The 13,872-nt window shown below is 32.1% G+C and carries 14 protein-coding genes; 10 read left to right on the top strand and 4 right to left on the bottom strand.

Annotated elements, in window-relative coordinates; translation table 11 throughout:
* Positions 1-4 precede the first annotated feature (4 nt).
* Positions 5-823, bottom strand: a complete 819-nt coding sequence (gene panB, locus SJY17_RS10955) for a 3-methyl-2-oxobutanoate hydroxymethyltransferase (RefSeq protein WP_397362599.1) — start codon at positions 821-823, stop codon at positions 5-7.
* Between the two features lie 112 nt (positions 824-935).
* On the opposite strand from panB, the gene SJY17_RS10960 reads away from it, so the two are divergent.
* Complete coding sequence (locus SJY17_RS10960; RefSeq protein ID WP_397362600.1) at positions 936-1,400, top strand: nuclear transport factor 2 family protein; 465 nt, start codon at positions 936-938, stop codon at positions 1,398-1,400.
* Positions 1,401-1,426: 26 nt separating this feature from the next.
* Here the strand turns inward: SJY17_RS10960 and SJY17_RS10965 are convergent, their stop codons facing one another.
* Entirely contained in the window at positions 1,427-2,848 is a 1,422-nt protein-coding gene (locus tag SJY17_RS10965) for an L-serine ammonia-lyase (RefSeq protein WP_397364874.1), read from the bottom strand.
* A 119-nt stretch (positions 2,849-2,967) separates the two neighbouring features.
* A complete protein-coding gene (locus SJY17_RS10970; protein WP_397362601.1) occupies positions 2,968-3,462 on the bottom strand; it encodes a dihydrolipoamide dehydrogenase in 495 nt (164 codons plus the stop codon).
* A gap of 168 nt (positions 3,463-3,630) precedes the next feature.
* On the opposite strand from SJY17_RS10970, the gene dnaK reads away from it, so the two are divergent.
* From dnaK to cmk, 5 genes are all read left to right on the top strand, one after another.
* The gene (gene dnaK, locus SJY17_RS10975; protein ID WP_397362602.1) at positions 3,631-5,532 is read left to right on the top strand and encodes a molecular chaperone DnaK; all 1,902 of its coding nucleotides are present in this window, start codon (positions 3,631-3,633) and stop codon (positions 5,530-5,532) included.
* Between the two features lie 119 nt (positions 5,533-5,651).
* Positions 5,652-6,884 carry a class I SAM-dependent rRNA methyltransferase gene (locus SJY17_RS10980; protein WP_397362603.1) on the top strand — a complete coding sequence of 411 codons (1,233 nt, stop codon included), beginning with the start codon at positions 5,652-5,654 and terminating at the stop codon, positions 6,882-6,884.
* Positions 6,885-6,943: 59 nt separating this feature from the next.
* On the top strand, positions 6,944-7,891 hold the full coding sequence (locus SJY17_RS10985; RefSeq protein WP_397362604.1) for an NAD(P)H-dependent flavin oxidoreductase: 948 nt from the start codon (positions 6,944-6,946) through the stop codon (positions 7,889-7,891).
* 8 nt (positions 7,892-7,899) lie between these two features.
* Positions 7,900-8,331 (top strand): hypothetical protein, encoded by a 432-nt coding sequence (locus tag SJY17_RS10990; RefSeq protein WP_397362605.1) that lies wholly within the window; start codon positions 7,900-7,902, stop codon positions 8,329-8,331.
* A gap of 90 nt (positions 8,332-8,421) precedes the next feature.
* On the top strand, positions 8,422-9,117 hold the full coding sequence (cmk, locus tag SJY17_RS10995; RefSeq protein WP_397362606.1) for a (d)CMP kinase: 696 nt from the start codon (positions 8,422-8,424) through the stop codon (positions 9,115-9,117).
* A 103-nt stretch (positions 9,118-9,220) separates the two neighbouring features.
* Here cmk and SJY17_RS11000 read toward each other — a convergent pair whose 3' ends face one another.
* A complete protein-coding gene (locus SJY17_RS11000) occupies positions 9,221-9,601 on the bottom strand; it encodes a LysM peptidoglycan-binding domain-containing protein (RefSeq protein ID WP_397362607.1) in 381 nt (126 codons plus the stop codon).
* Positions 9,602-9,993: 392 nt separating this feature from the next.
* Here SJY17_RS11000 and rpsA point away from each other — a divergent pair, with 392 nt between their 5' ends.
* The 4 genes from rpsA (at position 9,994) to SJY17_RS11020 (ending at position 13,825) form a co-directional block, all read left to right on the top strand.
* The gene (rpsA, locus tag SJY17_RS11005) at positions 9,994-11,832 is read left to right on the top strand and encodes a 30S ribosomal protein S1 (RefSeq protein ID WP_397362608.1); all 1,839 of its coding nucleotides are present in this window, start codon (positions 9,994-9,996) and stop codon (positions 11,830-11,832) included.
* Positions 11,833-11,959: 127 nt separating this feature from the next.
* On the top strand, positions 11,960-12,499 hold the full coding sequence (gene pyrR / locus SJY17_RS11010; protein WP_397362609.1) for a bifunctional pyr operon transcriptional regulator/uracil phosphoribosyltransferase PyrR: 540 nt from the start codon (positions 11,960-11,962) through the stop codon (positions 12,497-12,499).
* Positions 12,500-12,560: 61 nt separating this feature from the next.
* Positions 12,561-13,490: an aspartate carbamoyltransferase catalytic subunit gene (locus SJY17_RS11015; protein WP_397362610.1), complete on the top strand. Its 930-nt coding sequence runs from the start codon at positions 12,561-12,563 to the stop codon at positions 13,488-13,490.
* Positions 13,491-13,492: 2 nt separating this feature from the next.
* Positions 13,493-13,825 carry a ribonuclease Z gene (locus tag SJY17_RS11020; RefSeq protein WP_397362611.1) on the top strand — a complete coding sequence of 111 codons (333 nt, stop codon included), beginning with the start codon at positions 13,493-13,495 and terminating at the stop codon, positions 13,823-13,825.
* The last annotated feature ends 47 nt before the right edge of the window (positions 13,826-13,872 follow it).

Consider the following 13,872-nt stretch of genomic DNA (forward strand, 5'->3'; position numbering starts at 1 on the left):
TATATTAATACTGTTCTTTATCACTAGGGAAATCTCCACTTTTTACATCTTCTCCATATTGTTTAAAAGCGTTAGTCATGTCTTCATATAAATTCATGTAGCGACGTAAGAAACGTGGGTTAAACTCGTGTGTCATTCCAACCATATCATGGGTCACTAATACTTGACCATCAACACCAGCTCCTGCACCAATACCAATAACAGGAATGGAAACACTTTCTGCAACTTCTTGTGCTAATTTTGCAGGTATTTTTTCTAAAACAATACCAAAGCATCCAGCTTTTTCAAGCATTAATGCGTCTTCTTTTAGTTGTTTTGCTTCTTGTTCTTCTTTTGCACGTACTGTGTAAGTCCCAAATTTATATATGGATTGTGGTGTTAAACCTAAATGTCCCATAACAGGTATTCCAGCATGTAAAATACGTTTAATAGAGTCTTTTACTTCTTTACCTCCTTCCATCTTTACAGCATGTCCACCAGATTCTTTCATTATTCTAATAGCACTACGCAAGGCTTCTTTAGGATCACTTTGGTAGCTTCCAAAAGGTAAATCTACAACGACTAAAGCACGATCTATAGCTCTAATTACAGACGATGCATGATATATCATTTGGTCTAAAGTAATAGGTAAAGTAGTTTCATGACCAGCCATAACATTACTTGCAGAATCACCAACTAGTATAACATCTGTTCCTGCTCCATCAACTATTTTAGCCATAGTATAATCATAAGCTGTTAACATGGAGATTTTTTCCCCATTTTTCTTCATTTCAATTAGCGATTTAACTGTGACTCTTTTATATTCTTTTTTTGCTACAGACATTTTTTTTAGTTTTGTATAGAATGTAAATGTAATAAAATAAAGGTTTATGGCTAAATTTTTCTTTATTACTGAAAGACTTATATTTACACTCTAAAACTTTATTTTTTTTATCATGAAATCATTAACTTTATTCTTATTACTACTAGTTTCTACCCTTAGTTTTTCTCAAAATCCAGAACAGCAAAAAGAGCAAGAAAAAGTAATTGAGTCTATTAATCTTTTTTTTGCAGGTTTCCATACTCAAGATAGTACATTAATGCAAAGTGTGGTTTATAAAGATGTTGTATTACAATCTATAAGTAAAACTAAGGATAATGAAAGTAAATTAGTAACCAGTGATTTTTCTGAGTTTATAAAACAAATAGTGTCTATTCCAGAGGATAATACTTTCTTAGAAAACTTAATTAGTTTTAGCGTGCAAATAGATGGTAATATGGCAAATGTTTGGACACCTTATGAGTTTTGGTTTAATGATAAAAAAAGTCATTGTGGTGTTAATTCTTTTCAATTAATGAAAGAAAATAATACCTGGAAGATTATTTATTTGGTAGATACAAGACGTAAGTGTGAAGAATAGTATAATGGAATATGGACCATTGTAAATTAACAATCTGACATATTTACACCAACTGCTAATCCACCTTCAGAGGTTTCTTTATATTTAGTATTCATATCTTTTGCAGTTTCCCACATCGTGTTTATAACTTTATCTAAAGGTACTTTAACATTTTTTGGATCTGTATCTAAAGCTAATTCTGCTGCATTTATAGCTTTAATTGCTCCCATTGCATTACGCTCTATACATGGTATTTGTACTAATCCTCCAATAGGATCACAAGTTAATCCTAAGTGATGCTCCATTGCTATTTCTGCTGCAATTAAAACCTGTTCTGGCGTTCCACCTAATAACTCTGTTAAAGCACCTGCAGCCATTGCGGAAGACACACCTATTTCTGCTTGACATCCTCCCATTGCTGCACTAATAGTGGCTCCTTTTTTAAAAAGGCTGCCAATTTCTCCAGCAACAAGTAAGAATTTTTTAATGTCTTCAAAATTTCCATCATGATTTTCGATAACAAGATAATACATTAAAACAGAAGGAATAACTCCAGCACTTCCATTGGTTGGAGCTGTTACTACACGTCCTAAAGACGCATTAACTTCGTTAACAGCTAAAGCAAAACAGCTTACCCATTTTAGTATTTGTCTAAACTTAACTTCTGTATTTCTGATAGCATAAATCCATTCTACAGGATTAGAAAATTTAGAATCGCCTTTTAAGCTTTGATGCATGTCAAAAGCACGACGTCTTACATTTAGCCCTCCAGGAAGACTCCCTTCTGTATGACAACCAATATACATACATTCTAACATGGTATCCCAAATGCGTATTAATTCAAAATCTATTTCTTCTTCAGTTCTAATAGATTTTTCGTTTTCTAAAACAACTTGTGATATTGGTAAATTTAAATCTTTGCAAAATTGTAAAAGTTCTGTTCCTTTTTCAATTGGATAAGGAAAAGAGCATTTAATTTCAAAATTCTTTTTATGATTGGTTCTTTCTTCTTTAATAACAAATCCTCCACCAATAGAGTAGAAGGTAGATGTTTGCTTTTTACCATTAATAATAGTTGTAAAGCTCATTCCATTGGAATGAAATGGTAAAAACTTACGGTTAAAGACAATATCTGTTTCAGGATTAAATATTAAAACTCTTTCATTATTAAAATTTAAAGTTTTAGTCGTTTTAATGTTATTTATATAGTCTGCTATATTTTCTGTTGGAATTGTTTCAGGATCGCAACCTAATAAACCTAACATTACTGCATAATCTGTTGCGTGACCTTTTCCTGTTAAAGACAAAGAGCCATAAAGATCAACTTGAATAGTTTCTGTTAGGTTAAAAGTGTTGTCTTTTTTTAATTCTTCAATCCAACGTTCTGCAGCACGCCAAGGACCCAAAGTATGAGAACTAGATGGACCTACACCAATTTTAAGCATATCAAAAACAGAAATACATTCCATAGCACTACAACGTTTTAGTATTGTGCGACAAATATACATTTTGTTTGGAAAGATTTGTGCAAAAAAAACAGCTTCAATTTTTTAATTAAAGCTGTTAGATTTAGATATGTATTTATTAATTACTTAACGTATTGTATTACATCGTTATAATTGTTTATATCTATTCTGCTGCTATTTACAAGATCAATTGGTAAGACTACTACTCTAAAAGTTTGATTAATTCTTTCATCATCGGTTAATATATTAAAATCAAATGTAGGATGTGACTCAATGAAAATTGTGACAAAATCAAAATTGTGTTCAAAGTTATATTGAAATTCTTCTGTAGCATTAACATATATGGTTTCAGGAAGCGCTTTCCAAACATCATAACCATCTATTTGACCTCTAAGATGATAAACTAAAACCATATCAGATTCATATAAATCAATATCTAAAGGAACTTCTACACTTTCTTGATAACCATTTGTAGAGGTAAAATCTATTGTTGTTTCAAAAGATTGTCCTACTAAATAGACTCCATCTTGCCCATCATATCCTGCAGGACCTTCTGGACCTGTACAAGACGTTAAAAAAAAGGCGACTACTGTAATTACTGACAAAATACGTTTCATAATTTTAAGATTTAGATTGTTATTAACTACTTGTATCAAAACTAATACCAAAGTTAGGTTTAATTATTATAAATATCTGACAACGTGTCAGCACTTTTTTGGTTGGCATAAAGATTGACTAACTGTAAACGTAACAATTACAACACAAAATAAAAATTATATAAAATTATGAGTAAGATTATTGGAATCGATTTAGGAACAACAAACTCTTGCGTATCTGTAATGGAAGGTAACGAAGCAGTTGTTATCCCAAACGCAGAAGGTAAACGTACAACACCTTCAGTTATCGCATTTGTTGAAGGAGGCGAAATTAAAGTTGGTGATCCAGCAAAAAGACAAGCAGTTACTAACCCAACAAAAACAGTGTATTCTATTAAGCGTTTTATGGGTAATAAGTATTCTGAATCTAAAAAAGAAGCAGAACGTGTACCTTATAAAGTAGTAAAAGGAGATAATGACACACCACGTGTAGACATTGATGGTCGTTTATATACACCTCAAGAATTATCTGCAATGATTCTTCAAAAAATGAAGAAAACTGCTGAAGATTATTTAGGTCAAGATGTAACTGAAGCAGTAATTACTGTACCAGCTTATTTTAATGACTCGCAAAGACAAGCTACTAAAGAAGCTGGTGAAATTGCAGGTTTAAAAGTACGTCGTATCATTAACGAGCCTACAGCAGCAGCTTTAGCTTACGGAATGGACAAGAAAGGTACTGACCAAAAAATAGTAGTATTTGATTTTGGTGGAGGAACACATGATGTATCTATCCTAGAATTAGGAGATGGTGTATTTGAGGTATTATCTACAGATGGAGACACACACTTAGGTGGTGATGACGTTGATCAAAAAATTATTGACTGGTTAGCAGACGAGTTTAACGCAGAAGAAGGAATGGATTTACGTAAAGATCCAATGTCTTTACAACGTGTTAAAGAAGCTGCAGAAAAAGCTAAGATTGAATTATCTTCTTCTGAGCAAACAGAAATTAATTTACCATACATTACAGCAACTGCTAGTGGACCAAAACACTTAGTACGTACTTTAACACGTAGTAAATTTGAACAACTAATAGACGATTTAGTAAAACGTACTATTGAGCCTTGTCAAACAGCTTTAAAAGCAGCAGGTTTATCAAAATCTGATATTGACGAAGTTATTTTAGTAGGTGGATCTACACGTATTCCAGCTGTACAAAAAGCAGTAGAAGCATTTTTTGGAAAAGCACCTTCAAAAGGAGTTAACCCAGACGAGGTTGTATCTTTAGGAGCTGGTATTCAAGGAGGAGTTTTAACTGGAGATGTTAAAGATGTATTACTTTTAGATGTAACACCTTTATCATTAGGTATTGAGACAATGGGTAACGTATTTACTAAGTTAATCGAAGCAAATACAACTATTCCAACTAAAAAATCTCAAGTATTCTCTACAGCAGCAGATAACCAACCTTCAGTAGAAATTCATGTTTTACAAGGTGAGCGTGCTATGGCTGCAGATAATAAAACAATTGGACGTTTTCACTTAGATGGATTACCACCAGCACAAAGAGGTGTACCACAAATTGAGGTAGCTTTTGATATTGATGCAAACGGAATCATTAAAGTGTCAGCTACAGATAAAGCAACTAACAAGACTCAAGATATTCGTATCGAAGCGTCTTCTGGTTTAACTGAAGAAGAAATCCAAAAGATGAAAGCTGACGCTGAAGCAAATGCTGAAGCAGATGCAAAAGCAGCAGAAAGTGCTAAAAAATTAAACGAAGCAGATTCAATGATTTTCCAAACCGAAAATCAATTAAAAGAATTTGGTGATAAATTATCTGAAGATAAAAAAGCACCAATTGAAGCAGCTTTAGCTGAATTAAAAACAGCTTACGAAACTAAAGATCTTGCAGTTATCGAGCCAGCGTTAGAAAAAATTAACGAAGCTTGGAAAGTAGCAAGTGAAGAAATGTACAAAGCACAACAAGATGCTCAAGGTGGTCAACCAGGTCCAGATGCAAATGCAGGAACTGATTCTGCTGAAAGCGATGACGTTGAAGACGTAGACTTCGAAGAAGTAAAATAATATTGTCATTCCGTACTTGATGCGGAATCTATAAACATTAAAAACGCAATCATTAATTTGGTTGCGTTTTTTTATCTTCAAGTAATAATCAATTACATTTACATTCTAAATAATAGTTAATGTCCTTTTCATCTAAATTAAAATCTACATATCAACCCAAACGATTAGCATTAAAGCTTAATGCTAAAGGCGAACAGTTTGTGGTAAAAGGTCATCCATGGGTGTTTTCTGATAATATTATAAAGATTAATGAAGATGCGCAGTCTGGAGATTTAGCTATTATTTTTGGGAAAAACAAAAACAAAGTTGTTGGCTTAGGGTTGTATGATGCTAATTCGCCAATCAGGATAAAAATGCTACACAGTAGCACAGAAAAAGCAGAAATAAATGCAACTTTCTTTTATAATAAAATAAAAGAAGCGTTTGTAAAACGCAAACCCTTATTACAAACCAATACCAATAGTTACCGTTTGTTATTTGGAGAAAACGATGGATTTCCAGGATTAATAGCAGATGTATACGCATCTGTTTTGGTAGTTAAAATATATTCTGAAATTTGGTTACCTTATTTAGAAACTATCATTCCAAGCTTACAAGACGTTTCTAATTCTAAAACAGTAGTGGTTAGATTAAGCCGAAGTTTAGAAAACTCTAAATTACATAATCTTATAAATGGAGAAGTTGTTTTTGGAACTTTAGAAAATGAAGTAGTACAGTTTGTAGAGCATGATGTTAACTTTTCAGCAAACGTAATTAAAGGACATAAAACAGGTTACTTTTTAGATCATAGAGATAATAGGAGGCAAGTAGGGTTGTTAAGTAAAAACAAAACTGTTTTAGATGTGTTTTCTTATGCTGGAGGATTTTCTGTTCACGCACTTGCAAATGGAGCAAAAGAAGTCACTAGTTTAGATATTAGCCAACAAGCATTGGAAATTGCTAAACAAAATGGACTGTTAAATACTTATTCTGGTAAGCATCTTATTTTGGCAGGAGATGCCTTTAAAATTTTAGATGATTTAGTGTCTAAAAAGAAGACCTTTGATATTGTTGTTATCGATCCTCCTAGTTTTGCTAAGCAACAGTCAGAAATACAATTAGCAAAAAAAAAGTATGCGCAATTAGCACTTTTAGGAAGTAAATTAACTGCTAAAAATGGACTTTTAGTTTTAGCATCTTGTTCGTCTAGAGTGTTAAGTCAAGTGTTTTATGATATTAATAGTCAAGCTTTAGCTAATCATAGTAGACCATTTAAAGTCGAATTAAAAACTCAACATGATATTGATCATCCAATTGGTTTTCCAGAAGGAGCTTATTTAAAATGTGGGTATTATAGATTTATAGATAAATAAAGTATTATGCGTGCATAATAAATTTATGTTTATATTTGTAGTCATAACAAATTAATACAATGGAAACCAAACTATCACAACTTCTTAATATAAAATATCCAATTATTCAAGCACCAATGTTTTTAGTGTCTAACGTATCTATGGTTACGGAAGCCATGAATGCTGGTATTGCAGGTTGTATTCCTGCACTTAATTACAGAACTTTAGAAGAGTTGCGTGCAGCTTTAAAAGAACTAAAAGCTAATAAGGTTGATGGAGGTTCTTTTGGTTTTAATTTAATTGTGAATAAATCCAATATTAAATATAAAGGACAATTAGAAGTTATTTGCGAAGAAGGATGTGATTTTATAATAACCTCATTAGGTAGTCCAGAGGAAACTATTAATCAAGCACACAAAGCTGGTATAAAAGTATTTTGTGATGTTACTGATTTACGTTTTGCAGAAAAAGTGCAACAACTTGGTGCAGATGCAGCAATTGCAGTAAACAATGAAGCTGGTGGACACAGAGGAAAACTAACACCTCAAGAATTAACTAATCTATTAAGCGAAAAATTAACTATTCCTGTAATTTCTGCTGGAGGAGTTGGTTGTAAAGCAGATATTGATAAAATGTTAAGTTATGGAGCAGAAGGTGTGTCTGTTGGAAGTCCATTTATAGCATCAGTTGAAGCAGGAGTTACTGACGAGTATAAGCAAGCTTGTGTTGATTATGGCGAAAAGGATATTGTAATGACAGAGCGTATTTCTGGTACACCTTGTACAGTAATAAATACGCCTTACGTCCAAAAAATTGGGACAAAACAAACATGGATTGAAAGTGTTTTAAATAAAAACAAAACACTTAAAAAATGGGTGAAAATGATTCGTTTTTCTATAGGTATGAAAGCAACAGAAAATGCTGCTAAAAAAGCAACCTATAAAACCGTTTGGGTAGCAGGACCAAGTATAGAACATACTAAAGCTATTTTACCTGTTAAAGATATTGTAGCCAATTTAACAACCTAATATAGGTAATGGCTATAAAACCTAAAACAGTTAGGCAGTTTTTAAGGGTAGCTTTAGCTGCTTTTATTTTGTTATGTGCTGCTGTTTTTATTTCTTTTATTTACGAATATAAAGAGGACATTTCTAATAAAGAGCCATATTCAAAATGCATAAATACTCCAATTACACTTAAAGATGTTGCTACTATACGTTGGAGTGATACTAATTTAAGGTTTTCGCATTATAGTTTAGTGTTAAACGAAGCTTCAGATTATGATACTGATGAGGTCAAATCTGTTAAAGTTTATCAACCTGATGAAACCATCACTTTTTTTGCAGCTAAATCTTATACAAGTATGCATGTTGGGACTACTTATTATTTAATAGGTAGAGACACTTTGGATACAGGAGAGATTATTGATTTTGAGTATTATTATAGTGAAGGAGTACCACCTTTTTGATTCTGTCATTTTTCAGCAATCAAAAACTTCCAATTTCAAACTTTCCTCTGCAAAATTTAATGCTTATTTTTGCAACTTAAATTATAAGAAGTGCAAAACATAACTATAGCAATAGACGGATTTTCTTCTACAGGTAAAAGCACAGTTGCTAAACAATTAGCAAAACACTTGGGTTACATATATGTAGATACAGGAGCAATGTATAGAGCTGTAACATTGTTTACTATGCAAAATGGTTGGATTGATAAAGACCAGTTTGATGTAGTTGCATTAGTATCTAATTTAAATAAAGTATCAATTAGCTTTACATTTAATCCAAAGCTAGGTTTTGCTGAGGTCTATTTAAATGGACAAAATATTGAAAGAGAAATCCGCACACTTGAGGTATCAAGTTATGTAAGTAAAGTTGCAGCAATCCCAGAAGTACGTTACCAATTAGTAAAACAACAACAACAAATGGGTAAAGACAAAGGTGTTGTTATGGATGGAAGGGATATTGGTACAGTAGTTTTTCCTTATGCAGAATTAAAACTATTTATGATAGCATCTGCAGACAAAAGAGCCATTAGACGTTATGACGAATTGATAGATAGAGGAGATGATGTTAAATACGAAGACGTATTACGTAACGTACAAGAAAGGGATTATATAGACTCTCATAGAGAAGATTCGCCTTTAGTAAAAGCAGAAGATGCTATAGAGATTGATAATTCAGATTTAACTTTAGAAGAACAGTTTTCAAAAGTTTTAAGTTTAGTCAATATGACTTTAGAAGATTTAGAATAAGTTTTCTTCAATTAAAAATCCTACGCTAAAACATTATAAAATTAAAAAGCGAATTATAAGCTTTCGCTAATAATTCGCTTCAAATCATTTTACTGTTAAATTCCTATAAATTTGGAATCACTAATTCTTGACCTACTTTAATCATATCAGGATTATCTAATTGATCAGTGTTTGATTCAAAAACAGCAGTGTATTTTGCAGCATTACCATAGTAATGTTTAGCAATTTTACCTAAAGTGTCACCACTTACAACAGTATGTCTTGCGTAAACACTAGTGTCTGCAACTTCAATATTTGCATTTATATCACTTGGGCTATCTCCACCAGCAGCTTTGATTGCATCCCAAATAAGATTTTTTTCATATTGTGTAGCAGCAGTTCCAGTAACTTTTAATACACCATTTTCTTCAGAAACGTCTCCGTTTGCGATTTTTAATTTTTCTCCTAAATCAAGTACTCCTTGATATTTTGCTCTTACAGCCATAATTTAAATTTGTTTTTAATTGTTATTATCTTAAAGATAGTAATTATAAAAGCAGTTTGTTAAACAAAATCTAGATTTCATTTAATCTTCGATTAAGTGATTGTTTTTATCGATTAAAAGCATGGATAGAATCGCCTTTATAACAGTAGGTTATTTTATTGACTTTTAGGGTATTGATATTTTTGTATTTGTATTAGGCAATATTACTAAAAAGTACTATTTTTGCACACCTTTTTAGCGCATACTAGGAAAGATAGAAAGGAATTAAAACAAATTTATTTATAACACTTCTGTGTGTTAGCGCATAAAATCTTCCAAACATAACAGAATACAAACCGTAATCTGGCATAATTTCAGCGAAAGCGAAAAGCCTTATTACAAAACTTATTTAAATGGCTGATAAAGCAAAAAAAGTAGAAGCTGAAGCACAAGTTGATGCAGCAGCAGTAAAAGAAGCTCCAGTAGTATCTGAAGCTCAAGCAAACCCAGAAAAATTCTTAGCAGATTTTAATTGGCACAATTACCAAGAAGGTATTGATGAGGTTGAAGATTCTCAATTAAAAGAATTTGAAAAATTAGTATCAGAAAATTTCGTAGACACATTAGATGACGAGGTTGTAGAAGGAGAAGTAATTCATATTACAGATCGTGATGCAATTATTGACATTAACGCTAAGTCTGAAGGAGTAATTTCTTTAAACGAATTTAGATACAATCCAGACTTAAAAGTAGGAGACAAGGTTGAGGTATTAATTGACGTGCGTGAAGATGCAACTGGACAATTAGTATTATCTCATAGAAAGGCTCGTGTAATTAAGGCTTGGGATAGAGTAATAAAAGCTAACGAAACTGGAGAAATCGTAAACGGTTTTGTAAAGTGTCGTACTAAAGGTGGTATGATTGTAGATGTATTTGGTATTGAAGCATTCTTACCAGGTTCTCAAATTGATGTTAAGCCAATTAGAGATTACGATCAATACGTAAATAAAACTATGGAATTTAAAGTTGTAAAAATCAACCACGAATTCAAAAACGTAGTAGTATCTCATAAAGCTTTAATTGAAGCTGATATTGAAGAACAAAAGAAAGAAATCATTGGTCAACTAGAAAAAGGACAAGTATTAGAAGGTGTTGTTAAAAACATTACTTCTTATGGTGTGTTTATTGATTTAGGTGGTGTAGATGGTTTAGTACATATTACAGATTTATCTTGGTCACGTATCAACCATCCAAATGAGATTGTTGAGTTAGATCAAAAATTAAATGTTGTAATCTTAGACTTTGATGAAGATAAGTCTAGAATCCAATTAGGTCTTAAGCAATTATCTAAACATCCTTGGGATGCTTTAGGAGAAAACGTTGCTGTTGGAGATAAAGTAAAAGGTAAAGTAGTTGTAATCGCTGATTATGGTGCATTTATCGAAGTTGCAGAAGGTGTTGAAGGTTTAGTACACGTGTCAGAAATGTCATGGTCTACACACTTACGTTCTGCTAACGACTTTGTAAAGGTTGGAGACGAGATTGATGCTCAAATCTTAACTTTAGATAGAGAAGATCGTAAAATGTCATTAGGTATCAAGCAATTATCTGCAGATCCTTGGACAGACATTACTACAAAATACCCAGTTGGTTCTAAGCATACAGGTATTGTACGTAACTTTACAAACTTTGGTGTTTTTGTTGAATTAGAAGAAGGTATTGATGGATTAATTTACATCTCTGACTTATCTTGGACTAAGAAAATTAAACATCCATCAGAGTTCTGTAACGTAGGTGATAATTTAGATGTAGTAGTATTAGAGTTAGATGTTGAAGGACGTAAATTATCTTTAGGTCACAAACAAACAACTGATAATCCTTGGGATAAATACGAAACTGAGTTTGCTTTAGATACAACACATACAGCAGAAATTGCTGAAGTTGTAGATAAAGGAGCTACTATTGAGTTTAACGAAGATATCGTTGCTTTTGTACCTTCTCGTCACCTTGAAAAAGAAGACGGAAAGATGTTAAAGAAAGGAGATTCTGCAGAATTCAAAATTATCGAATTTAATAAAGAATTCAAACGTGTTGTAGCGTCTCATACTGCTATATTTAAAGCAGAAGAGATGGCTAATGTAAAAGCTGCTGCTAAAAAGCAAGCTGCTCAAGCTGCTGAAGCAAAACCAACTTTAGGTGATGCTAACGAAGCTTTACAAGCGTTAAAAGATAAAATGGACGGAAAAAAATAATCCAACCTTCTTAATTATAAACCAAAAGCCTCTCATTTATGAGAGGCTTTTTTTATTCATTTTAAAAACAACTTTTTACTTATAATAATTTACTTTACCTTTGTTTACCAAATCCGTTTGGAACACTATGAGTCAAAAAGTGCTACTTAATGCAATAGAGGTAAACATCATTCTACATAGATTGGCTTGCCAACTCATTGAAAATCACACCGATTTTTCTAACACTGTTTTAATAGGTATACAACCAAGAGGTAAGTATTTAGCTAATCGTTTGGCAACGATGCTAAAAGCAGAATACAAGATTAAAAACTTACAATTAGGACATCTAGATATAACGTTTTATAGAGACGACTTTAGACGTAACGATAAACCTTTAGAGGCTAATGCTACAGAAGTTAATGTACAAGTAGAAAACAAAAAAGTAGTCCTTATTGATGATGTTTTATATACAGGACGTAGTATACGTGCTGCATTAACAGCGATACAAAGTTTTGGTCGTCCGTCAGAAATTGAATTATTAACCTTAATAGACAGACGTTTTAGTAGACATTTGCCAATCCAACCCAATTATAGAGGACGACAAGTAGATGCTATTAATGACGAAAAAGTAAAAGTAAACTGGATTGAAAATGAAGGCGAAGATTCAGTATATTTAGTTAAAAGTTAGAATTAATATTACAAAGTCACACTGAGCTTGTCTAAGTGTAGTTTAAATAAAAAAAAATAACATGAGCGAATTAAGTGTCAATCACTTACTAGGGATTAAATATCTTAACAAACAAGATATAGAGCTTATTTATAAAACAGCAGATCACTTTAAAGAAGTGATTAATAGACCTATTAAAAAAGTGCCTTCACTTAGAGATATAACTATTGCAAACTTATTTTTTGAAAACTCTACACGTACAAAACTATCTTTTGAATTGGCAGAAAAACGTCTGTCTGCAGATGTTATTAATTTTTCTGCTTCACAATCTTCGGTTAAAAAAGGAGAAACCTTAATAGATACTGTAAACAACATCTTATCAATGAAAGTTGATATGGTAGTGATGCGTCATCCTAATCCAGGAGCAGGTGTGTTTTTATCTAAACACGTTAATGCCACTATAATAAATGCTGGAGATGGAGCACATGAGCATCCAACACAAGCTTTACTTGACAGTTATTCTATAAGAGAGCGTTTAGGAAACGTAAAAGGTAAAAATGTTGTTATAGTTGGAGATATCCTACATAGTCGTGTTGCCTTATCCAATATTTATGCATTAAAGCTACAAGGTGCTAATGTTATGGTTTGCGGACCAAAAACATTAATACCAAAACATATAGAAAAACTAGGAGTAAAAGTAGAAACTAATTTAAGAAAAGCATTAAATTGGTGTGATGTAGCTAATATGCTTCGCGTACAAAACGAACGTATGGATATTAGTTATTTTCCGTCAACTAGAGAGTATGCACAACAATATGGTGTCGATAAAGCGTTATTAGATAGTTTAGACAAAGAAATTACAATTATGCATCCTGGACCAATTAATAGAGGAGTAGAGATAACAAGTGATGTTGCAGACTCTAAACAAGCTATTATTTTAGATCAAGTCCAAAATGGAGTAGCAGTTAGAATGGCAGTAATCTATCTTTTAGCGTCCAAAATAAAACAATAGTTATGATTATAGATCAAAACGAAAATACAGCTATTATAACTCAAGAAAATGCTTCAGTTATAGAATTGGTTAAAAAGATTGAAACATTATACCCAAAATTTAAAAACAATAATATTATTGTCAATTTAAATTCTGCACAACCTATTAAGTTAGAAGAAACTATCGAGTTTTTAAGAGTATCAAACCAACATCGTAAAGCAAAACACTCGTTTGTAATTGTTAACGAAGGGATTGATACAGAAACAACTCCAGACGAGATAATAATTGTGCCAACACTTCAAGAAGCACACGATATTATTGAAATGGAAATTATGGAACGTGATCTAGGTTTCTAATTGTTTATCTGTTTTTCGTTTATTTGTTATGCACATAATAATAAACG

Source organism: Olleya sp. R77988, from assembly GCF_044594215.1.
In the GTDB taxonomy this organism is placed as follows: Bacteria; Bacteroidota; Bacteroidia; order Flavobacteriales; family Flavobacteriaceae; genus Olleya.